The organism is Aminobacterium colombiense DSM 12261 (assembly GCF_000025885.1).
Lineage (GTDB): Bacteria > Synergistota > Synergistia > Synergistales > Aminobacteriaceae > Aminobacterium > Aminobacterium colombiense.
The window spans coordinates 1,772,498-1,789,052 of sequence record NC_014011.1; the positions used below are offsets into that span (position 1 = coordinate 1,772,498).

The 16,555-nt window shown below is 38.7% G+C and carries 21 protein-coding genes; 6 read left to right on the forward strand and 15 right to left on the reverse strand.

Going from position 1 to position 16,555, the window contains the following annotated elements:
• Positions 1–18 precede the first annotated feature (18 nt).
• The 6 genes from AMICO_RS08775 to AMICO_RS08800 are packed head-to-tail and all read left to right on the forward strand — an operon-like array spanning position 19 to position 5,901.
• Positions 19–1,032: a 3-oxoacyl-ACP synthase III family protein gene (locus AMICO_RS08775; protein ID WP_013049100.1), complete on the forward strand. Its 1,014-nt coding sequence runs from the start codon at positions 19–21 to the stop codon at positions 1,030–1,032.
• Between the two features lie 6 nt (positions 1,033–1,038).
• Positions 1,039–1,260 (forward strand): acyl carrier protein, encoded by a 222-nt coding sequence (locus tag AMICO_RS08780; RefSeq protein WP_013049101.1) that lies wholly within the window; start codon positions 1,039–1,041, stop codon positions 1,258–1,260.
• A complete protein-coding gene (locus tag AMICO_RS08785) occupies positions 1,253–2,026 on the forward strand; it encodes an SDR family NAD(P)-dependent oxidoreductase (protein ID WP_013049102.1) in 774 nt (257 codons plus the stop codon). The genes AMICO_RS08780 and AMICO_RS08785 overlap by 8 nt, the downstream gene beginning before the upstream one ends.
• A 19-nt stretch (positions 2,027–2,045) precedes the next feature.
• Positions 2,046–3,368 carry a nucleotide sugar dehydrogenase gene (locus AMICO_RS08790; protein ID WP_013049103.1) on the forward strand — a complete coding sequence of 441 codons (1,323 nt, stop codon included), beginning with the start codon at positions 2,046–2,048 and terminating at the stop codon, positions 3,366–3,368.
• 16 nt (positions 3,369–3,384) lie between these two features.
• Positions 3,385–4,380, forward strand: a complete 996-nt coding sequence (locus AMICO_RS08795) for a Gfo/Idh/MocA family protein (protein WP_013049104.1) — start codon at positions 3,385–3,387, stop codon at positions 4,378–4,380.
• A 48-nt stretch (positions 4,381–4,428) separates the two neighbouring features.
• Positions 4,429–5,901, forward strand: a complete 1,473-nt coding sequence (locus tag AMICO_RS08800) for an O-antigen polymerase (RefSeq protein WP_013049105.1) — start codon at positions 4,429–4,431, stop codon at positions 5,899–5,901.
• A 40-nt stretch (positions 5,902–5,941) separates the two neighbouring features.
• Here AMICO_RS08800 and AMICO_RS10205 read toward each other — a convergent pair whose 3' ends face one another.
• The 15 genes from AMICO_RS10205 to AMICO_RS08870 form a co-directional block, all read right to left on the reverse strand.
• Positions 5,942–6,118 (reverse strand): hypothetical protein, encoded by a 177-nt coding sequence (locus AMICO_RS10205; protein ID WP_169302822.1) that lies wholly within the window; start codon positions 6,116–6,118, stop codon positions 5,942–5,944.
• Positions 6,119–6,379: 261 nt separating this feature from the next.
• Positions 6,380–7,792 carry a lipopolysaccharide biosynthesis protein gene (locus tag AMICO_RS08805; protein WP_013049106.1) on the reverse strand — a complete coding sequence of 471 codons (1,413 nt, stop codon included), beginning with the start codon at positions 7,790–7,792 and terminating at the stop codon, positions 6,380–6,382.
• 6 nt (positions 7,793–7,798) lie between these two features.
• Positions 7,799–8,890: a dTDP-glucose 4,6-dehydratase gene (gene rfbB, locus AMICO_RS08810; protein WP_013049107.1), complete on the reverse strand. Its 1,092-nt coding sequence runs from the start codon at positions 8,888–8,890 to the stop codon at positions 7,799–7,801.
• An 11-nt stretch (positions 8,891–8,901) separates the two neighbouring features.
• Positions 8,902–9,474 carry an acyltransferase gene (locus AMICO_RS08815; RefSeq protein WP_013049108.1) on the reverse strand — a complete coding sequence of 191 codons (573 nt, stop codon included), beginning with the start codon at positions 9,472–9,474 and terminating at the stop codon, positions 8,902–8,904.
• 30 nt (positions 9,475–9,504) lie between these two features.
• The gene (locus AMICO_RS08820) at positions 9,505–10,581 is read right to left on the reverse strand and encodes a DegT/DnrJ/EryC1/StrS family aminotransferase (RefSeq protein WP_013049109.1); all 1,077 of its coding nucleotides are present in this window, start codon (positions 10,579–10,581) and stop codon (positions 9,505–9,507) included.
• Positions 10,578–11,453 (reverse strand): glucose-1-phosphate thymidylyltransferase RfbA, encoded by an 876-nt coding sequence (gene rfbA, locus AMICO_RS08825; protein WP_013049110.1) that lies wholly within the window; start codon positions 11,451–11,453, stop codon positions 10,578–10,580. Before rfbA ends, AMICO_RS08820 begins: the two co-directional genes overlap by 4 nt.
• Before the next feature lie 38 nt (positions 11,454–11,491).
• The gene (locus AMICO_RS08830; RefSeq protein WP_013049111.1) at positions 11,492–12,577 is read right to left on the reverse strand and encodes a TDP-N-acetylfucosamine:lipid II N-acetylfucosaminyltransferase family protein; all 1,086 of its coding nucleotides are present in this window, start codon (positions 12,575–12,577) and stop codon (positions 11,492–11,494) included.
• A 3-nt stretch (positions 12,578–12,580) separates the two neighbouring features.
• Complete coding sequence (locus AMICO_RS08835) at positions 12,581–13,132, reverse strand: winged helix-turn-helix transcriptional regulator (protein ID WP_013049112.1); 552 nt, start codon at positions 13,130–13,132, stop codon at positions 12,581–12,583.
• A 116-nt stretch (positions 13,133–13,248) separates the two neighbouring features.
• Positions 13,249–14,184, reverse strand: coding sequence for a DMT family transporter (locus AMICO_RS08840; protein ID WP_013049113.1), 936 nt, complete (start codon positions 14,182–14,184; stop codon positions 13,249–13,251).
• A 125-nt stretch (positions 14,185–14,309) separates the two neighbouring features.
• Positions 14,310–14,819 carry a sigma-70 family RNA polymerase sigma factor gene (locus AMICO_RS08845; protein WP_013049114.1) on the reverse strand — a complete coding sequence of 170 codons (510 nt, stop codon included), beginning with the start codon at positions 14,817–14,819 and terminating at the stop codon, positions 14,310–14,312.
• On the reverse strand, positions 14,816–15,184 hold the full coding sequence (locus AMICO_RS08850; RefSeq protein WP_013049115.1) for a YcbK family protein: 369 nt from the start codon (positions 15,182–15,184) through the stop codon (positions 14,816–14,818). Before AMICO_RS08850 ends, AMICO_RS08845 begins: the two co-directional genes overlap by 4 nt.
• Positions 15,141–15,338: a YvrJ family protein gene (locus AMICO_RS08855; protein WP_013049116.1), complete on the reverse strand. Its 198-nt coding sequence runs from the start codon at positions 15,336–15,338 to the stop codon at positions 15,141–15,143. The genes AMICO_RS08850 and AMICO_RS08855 overlap by 44 nt, the downstream gene beginning before the upstream one ends.
• Positions 15,339–15,409: 71 nt before the next feature.
• Positions 15,410–15,616 (reverse strand): DUF2922 domain-containing protein, encoded by a 207-nt coding sequence (locus AMICO_RS08860; protein ID WP_013049117.1) that lies wholly within the window; start codon positions 15,614–15,616, stop codon positions 15,410–15,412.
• Between the two features lie 86 nt (positions 15,617–15,702).
• On the reverse strand, positions 15,703–15,918 hold the full coding sequence (locus AMICO_RS08865) for a DUF1659 domain-containing protein (RefSeq protein ID WP_013049118.1): 216 nt from the start codon (positions 15,916–15,918) through the stop codon (positions 15,703–15,705).
• 187 nt (positions 15,919–16,105) lie between these two features.
• Positions 16,106–16,552 (reverse strand): hypothetical protein, encoded by a 447-nt coding sequence (locus AMICO_RS08870; protein ID WP_013049119.1) that lies wholly within the window; start codon positions 16,550–16,552, stop codon positions 16,106–16,108.
• Positions 16,553–16,555: the final 3 nt, after the last annotated feature.

Sequence of the window (16,555 nt, forward strand, 5' to 3'; positions counted from 1 at the left end):
GCGATAGGGATGATTTGAATGCTAAGTATTGCTAGAATTGCCTATTATTTGCCTCAAAATATTTTAACAAATGAAGAACTAGAAAAAGAATATGAATCATGGTCTGCGAATAAAATCTACCGGAAGACAGGCATTGAAAACCGCCATATTGCCAATGAAGAAGCAACATCAGAAATGGCCGTAAAAGCAGCAGAAGCTCTCTTTAATTCGAGTCAAGATATTATAAAAGATAACATTGACTTTCTTCTTCTCTGTACGCAAAGTCCAGACTATTTTCTTCCAACAACGGCCTGTTTGGTACAAGAAAGACTCGGCTTGAAACAAACGATCGGAGCGTTAGATTTCAACCTTGGATGTTCCGGTTATATTTATGGATTGCTTTTAGCCACATCTTTGATGCAAGCAAAACACGTCCACGATGTATTACTGTTAACATCAGAAAAATATTGCCGCTATATTAATCCTCAAGATAAAAGTACGCGTACAATTTTTGGCGATGGAGCAACAGCTACACTTCTATCAGAAACTCAAGGAATGGCTACTCTTGATGCTTTCGATTGGGGAACAGATGGAGCTGGAGCCAAGAATCTTATCGTTCCAGCTGGTGGAGATGCATTGCATTGTTCCTCTGAAACAGCTAAGGAACAAGTTGACGCTAATGGTAATATCCGTTCTCTTGATAATCTATATATGAATGGCCCTGAAATCTTCACTTTTACATTAAATACAGTGCCTCTGACAATAGAACGAGTTTTAGCAAAAGCATCGTTAACAATGCAAGACATAGATTTTTTTGTTTTCCACCAAGCTAACAAGTTTATGCTTGAAACTCTTCGCGCAAAGCTGGATATTCCTGAAGAAAAATTTATTATCGATATGAAAGATTATGGAAATACTGTATCTAGTACAATTCCTATTGCTCTTGAAAACACTCGAATGAAAGGACTTTTTCATAACGGAGCAAAAATTCTCCTCGCTGGATTCGGTGTTGGATATTCATGGGGATCTGCCGTACTAACATGGAAGGAGTAATGAAACATGACATTGGAACAAAAGATAGCATTACTTGCAGAAACTATAGAAACTGATTCTAAAAATCTAATTTCTACTCGCTCTCTTGACTCTTTAGACGAATGGGACTCTCTGGCATTAATTTCTCTGATTGGAATGTTCAGTAAATCCTTTGGACGAAACATTTCTGTCGAAAAGTTAAGAGAATTTAAAATAGTTCAAGATATCATAGATGAGATGCATGAATAACTTTAAAAACCCTTTTTCTCTCGAAGACAAGAAAATACTGGTAACCGGCGCATCTTCAGGAATAGGACAAGCTATAGCTATATGGATCAGCCGCATGGGAGGACAAGTAGCTCTTCTTGCACGATCTAAAGAAAAGCTTGAAAAGACATTTTCCTTGCTTGAAGGATGCAATCATAGAATTGTCCCTCTTGATTTGCTCTCTCAAGAATATGAGATTGAAGAGACAATCGACAATCTTATTCAGGAATGGGGACCTTTACATGGGATGGTACATAGTGCCGGATTAACAATTACTCAACCATTAAACAGAATTAGAACGGAAAAAGATTATAATAATATCTTTAATGTAAACTACAGGAGCTTTCTCTTCTTATCTCAAATTTGTTGTAAAAAGAAGAACCATACAAAAAATGCGAGTATAGTTGCTATATCTTCTATTACAGCTCTAAAGGGGAAAAGTGGACTAATATTATATGCTAGTTCAAAAGCAGCTCTTGCATCTTCAGTTCGCTGTCTCGCACTAGAATATGCTCCTATAGGAATACGTTTTAATTCTATTTGCCCTGGGTGGGTGGATACTCCAATGTTAAAAAGTACTCGAGAGAAACTGGGAGAAGAACTATTTGAGCAAAATATAGTATCTTCTCACCCTCTAGGTCTTGGCACACCAAATGATATTGCCTACGCAGCCATCTACTTACTTTCAGATGCCAGTAGATGGGTTACTGGATCTAGCTTAATTATTGATGGTGGATATTCTTGTTAATATTTGAGGCGGACAAAAAATGAAAACTTTACTTCAAAAAATTCAATCAAAAAAAGCTTCCGTTGGCGTTATTGGCCTTGGTTATGTTGGCCTCCCTTTAGCAGTTGAAAAAGCAAAAGCCGGATTTCATGTAACTGGTTTTGATATTCAATCAGAGAAGGTCGAGAAAGTAAACAAGGGAGAAAACTATATAGGGGATATTATTCCCCAAGAGCTTAAAGAGTTAGTCGCTTCGGGGCACTTGCATGCTACCAGTGATTTTGTTGATATTGGCAAATGTGACGTCATTGCTATTTGTGTGCCTACTCCATTAGATGTATTTAAACAGCCTGATCTTTCTTTTGTGGTGAGTTCAGCACAATCTGTAGCAAATCATATACATAAAGAAATGCTTATAGTTTTAGAATCAACAACATATCCTGGCACAACAGAAGAAGTTCTTTTACCTCTGTTTGAAGAAAAAGGGTTAAAAGTAGGTAAAGACTTCTATCTCGCTTTTTCTCCAGAACGCGTAGACCCTGGGAATCATATTTATAAAACAAAAAACACTCCTAAAGTTGTTGGCGGATGTACTCCCTTATGTACAGAGCACGCAAAAGCCTTGTATGAAGCTGTGCTTAATGCCCCTGTCTGTGCCGTTTCTTCTCCCAAAGAAGCAGAGATGACGAAAATTCTTGAAAATACATTCCGTATTGTTAACTGCGCTCTAGCTAACGAAATGGCTATAGTATGCGAAAAAATGGGCATTAATGTGTGGGAAGTTATTGACGCAGCTGCCACAAAACCCTTTGGCTTTGTCCCTTTCTACCCCGGCCCCGGGGTCGGCGGACACTGCATTCCCATAGACCCATTCTACCTTACCTATAAGGCCAGAGCCTACGATTACCATACACGGCTCATAGAGATGGCCGGAGAAATTAACGACCTCATGCCAGAGCATGTGGTGGAACGGCTTATGAACCTTCTGAACGATCAGGCGAAACCTCTTAAAAACAGCGCAATACTTCTCTGTGGAATAGCCTATAAGGGAGACATCGACGACCTTAGGGAGTCGCCTGCCCTGAAGATCTGGCAGCTTCTAGAGCAAAAGGGAGCCATCGTTACATATTACGACCCTTGTTGCCCTTCTGTGGCGTGGAAGGGTAAAAAGATACTTTCCACACCACTTACAAAAGAAGTTGTACAAAAAGCAGATGCTGTCATCATTACAACTGCCCATAAAGACAATGTTGACTACCGGCTTATTGCTGAAAACGCTCAATTGATCTTCGATACTAAGAATATTTTAAGTCAAATTCTTAACATAAAACCAGAAACCTTGAATACGTTACATATTCTATAAAAAGGAGTTATCTGTTATGTATAAGTTTGCCCTGCTCGGCTGTGGCCGAATCAGTAAAAACCACATAGAGGCTTTATCGACATTAAAAGAAGAAGGGAAAGCGGAGTTCGTTGCATGTTGTGATATTGTTCAAGAAAAGGCTGATTCTGTAGCTTCTCAGATAGGGTGTACACCCTATTATAGCTATTCACACATGCTTAATGATGGTAAATTTGATGCGGTTTCCATATGCACTCCATCTGGCCTCCACCCAGACCACGTTATAATGGCAGCTCAGGCTGGTAAACATTCCATAAGTGAAAAACCAGCTGGCACATCCCTTGAATCAGTAGATGCCGCAATAGACGCTTGTGACGCTGCACAGGTACTCTATCTTGTTATAAAGCAAAATCGATTCAATAAAACCATTCAGCTTCTACGAAAAGCCCTTGAAGCTGGCCGATTTGGTCAGCTTTACATGATCTCATCTAATGTATTTTGGACCCGCCCCCAAGAATACTATGACCAAGCTAAATGGCGAGGGACATGGGAATTCGATGGTGGATGCCTTTCAAATCAAGCCGCTCATTATGTAGATATGGTTCAATGGATGGGAGGAGCTGTAGAAGACGTTAGTGCCTTCAGCTCTACACTTGCACGGCGTATTGAAGCCGAAGATACTATTGTAGTCAACCTTAAATTCAGAAGTGGCGCTCTCGGCTCTATTAACGTCACCACTCTCACCTACCCCAAAAACCTCGAAGGGAGCCTTACTATACTGGGCGAAAAGGGAACGGTACGCATTGGTGGTGTCGCCATGAATAAGGTAGAAACATGGCAGTTTGCCGATAACAGCCCAATGGACAAAGCCATTTGCGAAGCCGACACGAACCCTAAAAGTGTTTACGGCTTCGGACATCTCGATTACTATCGCCACGTTGTTGATGTTTTTGATGGCAAAGTAGAGCCACTAGTGACCGGACGAGAAGCTCGAAAGACCGTGGAGATTATTGAAGCGGCGTATGAGGGTTAGTGTGTCGAATATATTGAATTCTTAATCTTTTATAAAGTAGGGGGAAATATGCTTCTTTCAAAGTCGTCGAAAACTTTCATTTTTCTAATTCTAGTGATTATCTCTTCTATTTCTCAGTTTTTTTACTATGTCGAGCATATTAATTCTGGTTATTTTTGGGCATGGATGATATTTTTTACTATATTATTATACACAACTACTCGACGATCAAAAGACATTTTCGATCCTACTTTTCTTTTTAGCCTATTTTATATCACATTTTCATTATCTGTTTTTAATTTAATATCAACTAATTTTCAAAATAGTCAATTTATTAATACAACTTATTTTTATAGCGATAACTTAGAAGCCTTATGTGGAACTGCTTCTTACTTAGGCTTCATTGGTTATATTTCATTCATTTATGGCTACGAAATCCAAAAAAATGAAAACTGCTCTGAATTTTCAGAACTTATTTTAGAAACTCATAAGCAAATTAGCCCCCTCATATTGATCTTTATTATTTATATTTTTCTCGCCATATCACTCCTTAATTTTACCCAAAATGTCTTTTTATTTGCCCATGGTAATCCATTAATTTATATGAAAAATATTGCACTTCGGTATCATGAATTTGCCAAACAAGGGACAACTCTTGGATATAATTTTGCTTATGCCGCAACATTCTTAGCTCAATTTTTATATTTAAGGAATAGTAAAAAAAGATATCTCCTCCTTTTTTTAGCAATTCTCATTTTCGCCACACTACTGAAAGCTTCTACAGGAAGAGTCACAAATACTATTATATTCCCAATGACATTTCTTATTACATATTATTATAAAATCAGAGGAGAAAGAGAAGTAAACAACAAAAAATATTTGGGACTTATTTTTTTATTCGCAATACTTGCCATAACCTTCTATTTTTTAAGGGTTGCAAGCTCAATAATTGCCTGTGGAAATGATTTTAATATTTCTACCGTAAAAATATTTATTAAGCACTTTGCCGTATATACATTTGCAAAAGGCAACACCCCAAACATTGCCATATTAATGAAAATAATAGATAGTTGGGGTATAGACATAGGATATAGCTTAGGAAAAACAATGTTTCAATGGATATTGAGTCCTTTCCCAAGCTCTATACGATTACTTGTAACTCCCGTTTCTACTGTTATAAAACAAAAATGGTATTTGCACATTCAAGGAGGAGCATTACCCCCTACAGCGGTAGGAGAGATGTATGCAAATTTTGGAATGATAGGGCCTCTAGTAGGAATGTTATTTTGGGGATTTGTTATGGGAAAGATACATGCTTATATAAAAAGGAGAAGAAGACTGATTGGCTATATTATTTATGCAAATATTTTATTAGGATTTATCGTAATTTTCCCAAAAGTTGAAACTCATAATTTATCGTTATTCCCATTTATAGTATATTTTCTTCCTTATATATTTATAAGATTTTTAACGTTAGCCTCAATAACTTCCAAGAGTAAAAAGAGTTTTTCCGAATCCAAATATTTCCAAAATCAAAGGTAATGTCAATATTTTTTACATATTTGTTTTCAGACCCAAATTTTCAAAGTCCCACAGAAGGGGCATCCTTGACCATATGGGATTCAGCACACCATTTCTGGTTGATATCGCTTATCGAGAAATTTCTGTCTAAGATATTTTTACCCCGCTCTTTCTGTATAGTATCTGTATGATATCGATATTTCTTGACAGCAATAGAGCGAATTACCATATAGTGCACAGTACCCGTTTAAGACTGACTTTTTCCCCCTTGCCTAACCAGTACCTTTTGAGTCTTTAGCATGCCGTGCGTATATGCTTACACCTGACACGCCATATTATGACTTGAATGATACAAACTCACAAGTTATTGTTTGAATTCATCTGGGTACTGGACACCATTTTTGACCATGGTCTAACACTCACCTTTTATAGAATAGTCTATGCGGTTAACACTTTCGTGTCCGCGGTTCTATACTAAGTTCAAAGAACGTTCCGAAATCTAGCTGATCTTTAATTTCCTATTTTTGAAAAAAAGGACAACATATAACATGATACTATTTATAGTTTTTCTATTATAAAATAACCAAACTATAAAAACCCCTTCTTTGACAAAGAAAGAGTTTAATACAGTAAAAACAATGAAACTAAAAAGTAGCAATATATTAATAAAATAGCACCGAATCTTAATCGGTTTCCATACATACATTGAAGAAAGGGTGCGACACCAGAAAAAAACAATATAAGATATGCCCGTAGAAATTGCAGCCCCTTGAGCACCTAATATAGGAACGAGCAAATAATTCCCTATAAAATTAGTTACAAATGAAGCTAACGCACTTATAATATGAAGCTCTGTCCTTTTCATAAAATTTATTCCCACAACAGTAACCTCAGATATAGTATACATAACAGGGATAAAGATGAGAAAAGGCATAACATCAGCTGCTCTTTGATACGATGAAGATAAAATTAAAATAATATATTTACGAAAAGCAATTAGCAAAAAACCAATAGCGGTCATAAAAAAACACAAAAATTCCCCTACCTTATCAAACTTTTCTACTGGCACTTTTTCTTCATACCATCTAAAAGCAGTTGGTGCCCAGAAAGCACAAAATGCCCCGTTAAATATTAAAAGGACAGAGACTACTTTAAATGCAGCCGCATAGAGCCCTATTTCATCGAAAGAACTCCAGTATCTTAGTGCAATCTTGTCCATCCCATTAAAAAGCCACATGAGAAAAGATGCGGGAAGAAATGGCAGCCCATATTTTAAAAGTTTTTTTAATAATGTACAATCAATATTAAAATGAATTGTCCAATACACTCTCGAAACTAACACAGAAAATAAAGAAAAAACGATTTGTGATATTGCTTCTGCCAAAACTATCCCAACAAAGCTCCGTACATAATAAACTCCACAAAGTAAAAATGGAGCTCGAATCGCTTGCCTTAAAATCATAAGGCGTGAATAAAGTTTGGCTTTTTCCTCCATACGAATAGCCAACAAATTAAAACGTTCTACAATGGTAAACGGGAAGGCAAGAACCAAACAAAGTGACGCTAGCCATTCGCTTCTTCCATAAAGCCACAATGAAATATCTCTCCAAAAAATAAGTCCTAAAAAGCTACAAAGCAATGACAAATTAATAGGCAAACTTATAGAATTCATAAAAAGATGTCTCTTATTCTCCGTATCATAAAATTCCCTAACAAAAGCATGATCAAAACCTAAGTAGATAATTAAACTAAGCAAGGACATAGCAAGAGTATACATTGATGCTTTGCCAAATTCTTCGGGGGACACCATCCATGTAGCTAAAGGAACGATAACAAAAGATATCCCTGCTGCTACTATAGGGCCGACAAGAAAAGCTAAAAAACGTTTAATAAAAACACTTACGCTCTCCAAAACTAATCATTCCATTCGTTGCGTTGTCGCAACACCAAGTCGCTCTAATTGGTATTTCCCTGACAAAATTCGCTCTGTCCAAATATTATTATTTAGATACCACTCTATTGTTTTTTCAAGTCCTGTTTCAAACGATTCTACCGCTCTCCATCCTAATTCGCTTCTAATCTTTTCTGTATTCATGGCATAACGTAAGTCATGACCAGGTCTATCTTTAACAAATGTTATTAGTTCATTATATTTCTTCCCCTGCAAACGCGGTTTTTTTTCGTCGAGGATAGAGCACACTAAACACACAATCTCTATATTTTTTTTCTCACAATTCCCACCTATGTTATAAGTTTGCCCTGCCTTACCATTTAATAAAACTGTCATCAAAGCGCAACAATGATCTCCTACATAAAGCCAATCTCTAATATTCTGCCCATCTCCATAAACCGGTAAGGCTCTTTCAGATAAGCAATTCAATACCATCAATGGGATTAATTTTTCTGGAAATTGATACGGGCCATAATTATTAGAACAATGAGTTGTAAGGGTCGGCAATCCATACGTCCTAAAATACGATCTTACTAAATGATCAGACGCCGCCTTGGAGGCAGAATAAGGCGAATTCGGTGAATATTGGTGATTTTCAGTAAAAGCGGCGTCATCTAATCTAAGAGAGCCAAAAACTTCATCTGTCGAAACATGAAGGAAACGAAACTTCTCACGTTTTTTTGCTTCAAGAAAGTTCCAATAATAACGAACTTCTTCCAATAAATTAAAAGTACCTACTATGTTGGTTTGCACAAAATCATCGGGACCATCTATTGATCGATCAACATGAGATTCTGCCGCTAAATTTAATATAGCCCATGGTTTTTCCTTTGCAAGTACCTTTCTGACCAAATTACGATCCCCGATATCACCTTGCACAAACTTATAACGCTCTTTAGAAGAGATATCACATAACGAATCCACATTGCCTGCATAAGTTAGCTTATCTAAATTGATTATTGTAAAATCATAGTTATTCAAAATGTAGCGAACTAAATTATTGCCAATAAAACCACATCCGCCTGTTACAAGAATAGCTTTAGCTGATTTTTTAAACATTCAAGACACTCCTAACAATTAGGGTTTCTCCTCTTTAAAAATAATCGAGCCATATTTTTTACATTTTTCTTTCTATTTTTAAGAAACTTAGCGGGGATACCTGTATAAACAGCCCACTCTTTTAAGCTTTTATTAACGAAGCTCATAGCCCCCAGGGAAACCCCCTCTTCAATAATTAAGTCAGGCATTATAAGACAATTAGCCCCTATTAAGACATACTTTCTTAAAATAACAGGCCCCTTCTGAACATTGCGATATTCCATCGGAACAACAGATCCAAACATTGATTCTCCTGAAAAATCATCTGTAGCAGAAAGTATAGTAGTTTTAATCGACACACAACAAAAATCGCTTATAACGATTCCATTTGAACCAAACAATCCAACATAAGCAGAGATATGGACATAGCTACCAATTGATACCTTGCCACTTATGATGGAAAAATCATCTATTCGAGAATGGTCACCAATAGAGATATTTTCTGGTGAATAAAATGAAGTTTTTCTACTTATGAGTACATCTTTCCCTACAAACTTAAACCCTATTTTCTCAATTTCATCCCTGGTCATAAATGAATTTTTCATTTTTGCCACCTAAAATAAAAATGAATTTTGTTATTTATGCTGTTCCAAAAGTATTTTTATTACTTTATCCTGATCATCGGTAGAGAGATCCGGATAAATAGGTATACATAAAATCCTTTTTGATATATCTCTGGAAATAGCCATATTATTAGGAGAAGATAAAAAAGCAAGGGTATCTAAAGAGGGATAGAAATACCGTCTTGGATTAATATCGTTATTGTTCAATTCCCTCTTTGCACAAAGCAAAGATTTCTCATCCTCAAAGAGGATGGGAAAATAACTATAATTATTTGTCGCTTCTGGATTTCGTTTTTGAAGTTGAAAATAATTTTTTAATCTTTCATCGTATCTATTCCATAAAAATTGTCGTTTTTCCATTATTGTTTCAATTTCATCTAAAACACATAATCCCATGGCGGCTTGAAATTCATTCATTTTTGCATTTATGCCTAATTTTTCAATAGTATCAGGCTTACTTATCCCGAAATTAACCATTAATTTGGCTTTTTCACAATCTTCTCTATTTTTAAAAACAATGGCTCCGCCCTCTACTGTATGAAAAAGCTTAGTTGCATGGAAACTCAACGTTACAGCATCTCCAAAGGAATAGATACTTTTCCTTCTATATTTCACGCCAAAAGCATGAGCACCATCATAAATCACTTTCAAATTAGAATTATGTACTAGTTGTTCTATCTTTTGCATATCACAGGGATTACCGAAAACATGCACAGGGACAATACACGTTGTTTCTGATGTAATATTTGTTCTTATCTTTTGAGGGTCAATACAAAAAGATTGCGAATCTATATCTGAAAAGATAGGCGTAATTCCTTCCCACATCAAAGAACTAGCAGTTGCAACAAAAGAAAAGGGGGTTGTAATTGCCCTTCCTTTTATTCCAAAAGTTCTATAAGCTATTTGAAGAGCAAGGGTACCGTTTGCGACCAATAATAAATTCTCTACATTAAGATATTCTTCTAAGCGATCTGTTAAATCTCTTACTAAAGGACCATTATTTGCCATCCGTGCAGTATTATAAATTAAGTCTATGTAACCCTCTAGTTTTTTTCTGTCCGGCAAGTAAGGCTTTGTTACATTTATCATTTGCCCCTCCGCTGTATTAGCTCTTTAAGATAAGAGTTAAACTCTGTATTAGATAACGTTTCTGCTCCCTTTAAAAGAGATTTTTCATCAATCCATTTATTTTGAAAAGCAATTTCTTCCAAACAAGCTATTTTAAACCCTTGACGCTGCTCTATTGTTTGAACAAACAAACTAGCCGCAAGAATGCTATCATGGGTTCCGGTGTCAAGCCACGCAAAACCTCGCCCTAAAATCTCTACTTTTAATTGACCCCGACGAAGATATTCTTTATTTACATCAGTAATCTCAAGTTCCCCGCGAGGGCTCGGAATAATTCCTTTCGCAATATTAACTACCTGATTATCATAAAAATAGAGACCCGTAATAGCATAGTTACTTTTAGGATTTTGGGGTTTCTCCTCCAAAGATATTGCTTTCTTATCCTGGCCAAATTCAACAACTCCGAACCGTTCAGGATCTTTCACCTGATATCCAAAAACGACAGCACCATCATGGATAGACGCAGCTTCTTTTAATTTTGGGGAGAAACCTTGACCATAAAAAACATTATCTCCTAAAGCAAGACAAACCGTATCTTTCCCGATAAAATCTTCACCTATAATAAAAGCTTGAGCGAGACCCCCTGGATAATGCTGCACTGCATATGTAAGGAAGATACCCCATTGGCTTCCATTGCCCAAAAGACGTTTAAAAGCACCTAAATCTTCCGATGTAGTTATAATGAGAATATCTTTTATCCCCGCTAGCATAAGAACTGAAAGTGGATAATAAATCATAGGCTTATTATAAATAGGCAAGAGCTGTTTGCTTACACCCCATGTTACAGGATAAAGTCGTGTTCCTTTCCCTCCGGCAAGGATTATACCTTTCACCTTTATAAACACCCCTTTTTCTTGTTGACTGATTAAGATTAACTATTTAGGATATCTTCAAAGAATTTTTTCCACAAACGGATGCCATTTTCATCAGAGAAATACGACTTAATTTTTGAAGAAATATCTTTTGCTTCAGAAGCGTTACAAGTAAGCAAATCTTCCACGCTCTGAAATTTAATACGCAAGGTATCGTATACTTCAATATTTCGAGATTTAAAAAATGCGTAAGAAGTTGTATCTGATCGTACATATACCTTTTTACCTAAGGAAAGCGCCAACAAAATATTACCTAAGCCTTGTTGTCTCCGATGATTCATTATAACAATATTCATGTTTCCCATAAAAGCAACGTATTTATCGCAAGACATAAAATCAAACAACGGGGAAAAGCGCTCTCCTAAAAGCGAACGTCCATAATTTGCTATTTGGCTGGCATAATTTCTATCCCCATAAGAAAGTGGGCAAATAATCTTAATATTCCATTCACTCAACTTTTTTGAAGCTAATACCTCAAAAATTTCTTTATGATTATTTGAAGGATCAGCAGAATTCCCTACCAAGATTTTTATTTCTCTTTCAACCTCCATGTTGTTATCTACGCTATAAGTTCCTAACGGACTTGGCAGTGGATAAAAAAGTTCGTGCCTTTTACCCCTAAAACCATACCATTTTTTCAATAGCTCATAATCCCCATCTACTAACATGCCAACTTGGGGTATTTGAGGTATTACTCTTTCTCTTGCTTTTTCTCTTAACCATGATTTTATATCGTGAGGCCGAATAACCCTATAATAAAGATCCCCCCCCCAAAGAACCCAACATACTTTATTCGCAAGAGAGGGATAACATAAAAGCAACAAAAGAACATTATCGTCAAGGCAATGCGCTACCAATTTATCCGTTTTTTCTACGTATTCTTTTAGACAAGATATTCTTTGAATCCGATTTTTTCTAGAAAAACAAGCAATATCCAAACTTCCAAACAATGGAGAGGAAATGTCAATATATTTAGGATTCTCTGGCAATAAAACAAAGTGTTTTATTGCTTCTGTATTTATAGCAAGAACCTCTAAAAATTTCTTCGAATAAAGGGAGTCTGGTAACAAATGAACGATTTGCATTTTTTAAACCTCATGAAAATTCGGATTAAGTTGATTCCAAAGAAGAAGCCCTTCTGAACAAAATTTTTCCCCTATTTTTTCAAACTCTTCTTGCTTCAGCACCAGCACACGAATTTTTCGTTCAATCATTTTTTCAAGTTTGTCTATCAGGCTTTGCAGGTAAGCTCTGTCAATATCGCCAACCAGCACGAGGTCGATGAGGCCAGAGTCTATGCCTTTTGCGTAGTCTCCCGTTATAAAGGCGAGCTCTACGTTGCCGAGGCGCCTTATAACCTGGTCCACAAGCTGGTCGATTCCGAGAGTTTTTGTAACGATGGCTCGTATTTCGGGGAAAAGCGGATGTTTGGTATTGGCTTTGTAGAGCTTGGTTCGCCCCTCGTCTTGGGATTGCAAAAGCCCTGCTTCAGCAAGGCGGTTGAGCTCTACCCGCACAGCATTGGTTGATTCGCCGAACTCTTCGGAAAGTTCACGAAGGTACGACCTGTTCTCAGGGTTGAGAAAGAACTTTAAGAGCAATTTGACACGGGTTTTTGAAGTAATTAAAGAATCAATCATGATTTATGTTTTTCCTTCTTCTTTTCGAGTCATTTTATTACTCACAAAAGAGGAAGTCAAATAAAAAGAAGGCTCTCTGCGCATATGTTTTTAGCTATTCGTAGTTTGATGCCTCTTTAGGCGTTGTTTTGCCGTGGAGCGCCCTTAAAACGGCCTTTAAAGACCCTTGGGGGAATAGCAGCCAGCACAATAGCCAGAATAATAATAGTGCAGCCCGCCATTTCTCTCAATGTGGGGAATTCTGCGCTCATAAGGGCGGCCAGAGTGATGCCCGTTATTATCTCTACAGTGCACATGAGGCTGGCAGCAGTGGCTGATATGTATTTCAAGGCCGTATAAAAAGCGGCATAGGCCAAGAGGCTGCCTACACAGGAAATAATGGCGATATATCCCCAGTTGACGAGGGAAAGGGGCGACACATCGGCCCACCCGGCAGTGAAGGTCTTTATGATAATGAGGCAAAGGCCGCCCCATACATGTGAATAGAAGATGATGCTGTTTCTGTTGAGTTCCCCTTTCTTGGACGTTTCTCTGCCCAGAAGGGATTGTCCCGACAATCCGAGAACAGCCACAAGCCCCCAGAGGATGCCGGGCAGTGAGATCTCTTGAGTTCCCTCCTTGCCAGAAAACATGCCTACCCATACTCCAACAAGGATGAGAAGGGCTGAAAGCACCTGTGCAGGTGTGGGAGGTTCTTTTGTTATCAGGAGGCCACCAAGAAGGGTCACCATTGGAAAGGTGTAATGAATGATAAGGGCTGCCGAAACAGTTAAATACTTGAGGGAAAAAAGAAAGCCTGTATAGGTAAAGACCACTGACAGAATACCGTATATTAAAAATATTTTCTGTTCTTTGAGGGAAGTGCGAAGGTACTGGGGACTCCGCAACGCCAGATAGAGCCCAAAGCCCGCAACCACCAGAAAGGTTCTGAGAACTGTAACGGTTACCATATTGATGCCCTTAAGGGCAAGGATTCGCCCGATAGGGCTTACTGTGCCCCATGAAACGCCTGTCATAAGGGCTAAGGAAATACCTAGAAAGTGCCTATCCATTTTTATATCGATCTCCACATGTATACGTTATTGTTTGTTTTACAGAGCTAACAGATGAAATTATACCCTTTCTGATGTAAAAGAGGGAGCCTGACGGCTCCCTCTCAGATTACAAACAATAGAGTCTATTCCATATCCCAATAGCGCCTCAGAAGGTCTTGTAAGTGTTTTCTTATTTTCGTAAGGCGATAGTGGATGGATTGCTGCGTCTTGTTAAGTTTTTCAGCAATCTCTTTCTGAGTGCAGCCCCACGAGAGGGCCCAGATGATGAAGAGGTCGGATTCGCTGAAGTTCCTTTCTAAAAGATCTATAAAATCGATTGGTATGTGTTTTTTTGGTGCGGGGATTGCCTCTTTGTGGGCTTCTGTCAGTTCGCAGTGAAGATCGGGATAGCGGTAGCGGTGCGCGGCATCCCGCACTTGGCCAGGCAGGCGTTTTCTAATGTAATTGGAGAGTTCTTCATTGGGGGGACATTTTCTTGCTAATGTGATGAGGCCCATTGACGCTTCTTGTTCCAGGTCTTCAACCTCTGCGCCGCGGCCTGCGTAACGCCAGGCTATTTTCTTAATGTAGTCAAAATAGTCTCTAAGGATTTTTTCTTCTGGGTCTTTGTCACTACAGGGAACACAGATCATTCGTTATGCCTCCTTGAATTTTTTATGGCCAGATGAATGAAGTTTCTTTTTCCATAGGGCAAGATGCTTGTGAAGCCAGCCCTTTCGGCCAGTTCACAAAAAAGTGGCTGATACCTATGCATTACTACCACGTCGGCAGCCCGGCCTTCCACGTGAAGGCTATTGGCAACTCCCCCAACCCTTTTATTATGGTTGGGGCAACGATATCCGCTGGTAAGTACGATGGGTTCTTTCCAGAGGCTTCTCAGCTTTTCCAGGCACTCTACTAGCGGGGGCCACAGTTTTACCTGTTGGCAACAGGAACATTGAAATTCTCGAAGATTAAAGTGGGGTGTGAGCTGCAACGAGTTGATGATTGGTTTCACTGAGTTCTCCTCCTTCCATATGGGTAATAGCGCTCTCCAGCCGCCGGATGGCTCCTGTCAGTTCATCCAGCCGTTTTTCCATGCGCACAAGCAAATAGGCTGCTACGGCTACAGAAAAACCACTTTGAAGACAGGATGCCAAAAAGTCTTCCATAACGTCACCTCCTTTTTTCAAGACACGAAAAAGCGGCCGGAAGAAGATTCCGGCCGCATGAGGCCTATGCTCTACTCTTCAATGAGAGTAGTGACAGAGGTCTCTACGAGTTCGGCCCCAAGAATTGAGACCAAACCCTTTATAAATATATTGTTGTCTATGATGGCTTGCATTGCTGTGCGAACCTCTTCTTCCGTCGCATCCTGACGCGCATAGCGAAGGGAGAGGGTTCGGTTCTTTCCATCGGCAGTACCAAACTTAAGGCGAAGGGTTTTCATCAAGTTTCACTCCTTTCTGCAATCAACCCGGGAGCGTCACTAATACCGCAGCGCGCTCACATTATACACTATTGACAAAATCTTCTCTACTCCACGACATTAGTGTCTATTTTTCGTGTTTCTGTTATGGGATAGTCGAGGAGTCCGCCAAGAGCCGCTGAAACAGCTGCCACATTGAGAGCCACTGCTTCAGATTGCACATCGGCAAAATTGAGAGAACGGGTTACTGGGTCTCCGTTATCGTCAAAACCAATGTTGACTCGAATCTGCAGGCGGCTTTCCATTGGAATGTAGACCTCCATATGTTTTCACCCCCCCTCACCTTATATAAGTGGGTTGAAGGAGGTTAAAAAACAAAAGGTTAAATTGATTTGGGGAATAATTAATGTTTCGGTGTGGTGTTGCTGGCAGTTTTAGTGAAGGAAAAGAAGGGAGGGGCTAGCCCCTCCCTTTGCGTCTGGAGTGTTACTTCTTTTTTACATGTGGTGCTTAGATTTCTCCTATCATTTTCAGGACAGCCTGAGCTATAACGGCTGAACCAATGTACGTTCCTATAAAAACGACGAATGAGACTACGACTATTCTCCAGCCTGTTTTTTTCAGCATTCCCAGGTCTTTCCCAAGAGAGATGCCCGCATAGGCAAGAATAGGTGTGGTAAGGGCCAGGAAATTAACGTTCTTGACCCAGGCCGAGAGAATGGCGGAACCGGGAAAACCAGGATAGGTCAGGATGCAGCCAATGGTTACGATATAGGCAACAGAGGGAATGCGAACTGGAATGGCCTTTGCGCAAAAAACTCCAGCCATGCAGATAGCCACTAACGCTGCCATGCCTGGAATGGCGCTCATAAGAGGTGTTTTTGCCCCCACCAGGTTTCCTATGAGGGTCATGACGGCAACAATGAGAAGCACAATAAAGACTTCAAAAGATTTCATGGT

Bases quoted from the DNA above. Each gene is read 5' to 3' on its own strand.
- AMICO_RS08775 (WP_013049100.1), top strand. From the start codon at position 19: ATGCTAAGTATTGCTAGAATTGCCTATTATTTGCCTCAAAATATTTTA.
- AMICO_RS08780 (WP_013049101.1), top strand. From the start codon at position 1,039: ATGACATTGGAACAAAAGATAGCATTACTTGCAGAAACTATAGAAACT.
- AMICO_RS08785 (WP_013049102.1), top strand. From the start codon at position 1,253: ATGAATAACTTTAAAAACCCTTTTTCTCTCGAAGACAAGAAAATACTG.
- AMICO_RS08790 (WP_013049103.1), top strand. From the start codon at position 2,046: ATGAAAACTTTACTTCAAAAAATTCAATCAAAAAAAGCTTCCGTTGGC.
- AMICO_RS08795 (WP_013049104.1), top strand. From the start codon at position 3,385: ATGTATAAGTTTGCCCTGCTCGGCTGTGGCCGAATCAGTAAAAACCAC.
- AMICO_RS08800 (WP_013049105.1), top strand. From the start codon at position 4,429: ATGCTTCTTTCAAAGTCGTCGAAAACTTTCATTTTTCTAATTCTAGTG.
- rfbB (WP_013049107.1), bottom strand. From the start codon at position 8,890: ATGTTTAAAAAATCAGCTAAAGCTATTCTTGTAACAGGCGGATGTGGT.
- AMICO_RS08815 (WP_013049108.1), bottom strand. From the start codon at position 9,474: ATGAAAAATTCATTTATGACCAGGGATGAAATTGAGAAAATAGGGTTT.
- AMICO_RS08820 (WP_013049109.1), bottom strand. From the start codon at position 10,581: ATGATAAATGTAACAAAGCCTTACTTGCCGGACAGAAAAAAACTAGAG.
- AMICO_RS08830 (WP_013049111.1), bottom strand. From the start codon at position 12,577: ATGCAAATCGTTCATTTGTTACCAGACTCCCTTTATTCGAAGAAATTT.
- AMICO_RS08835 (WP_013049112.1), bottom strand. From the start codon at position 13,132: ATGATTGATTCTTTAATTACTTCAAAAACCCGTGTCAAATTGCTCTTA.
- AMICO_RS08840 (WP_013049113.1), bottom strand. From the start codon at position 14,184: ATGGATAGGCACTTTCTAGGTATTTCCTTAGCCCTTATGACAGGCGTT.
- AMICO_RS08845 (WP_013049114.1), bottom strand. From the start codon at position 14,819: ATGATCTGTGTTCCCTGTAGTGACAAAGACCCAGAAGAAAAAATCCTT.
- AMICO_RS08855 (WP_013049116.1), bottom strand. From the start codon at position 15,338: ATGGAAGACTTTTTGGCATCCTGTCTTCAAAGTGGTTTTTCTGTAGCC.
- AMICO_RS08860 (WP_013049117.1), bottom strand. From the start codon at position 15,616: ATGAAAACCCTTCGCCTTAAGTTTGGTACTGCCGATGGAAAGAACCGA.
- AMICO_RS08865 (WP_013049118.1), bottom strand. From the start codon at position 15,918: ATGGAGGTCTACATTCCAATGGAAAGCCGCCTGCAGATTCGAGTCAAC.
- AMICO_RS08870 (WP_013049119.1), bottom strand. From the start codon at position 16,552: ATGAAATCTTTTGAAGTCTTTATTGTGCTTCTCATTGTTGCCGTCATG.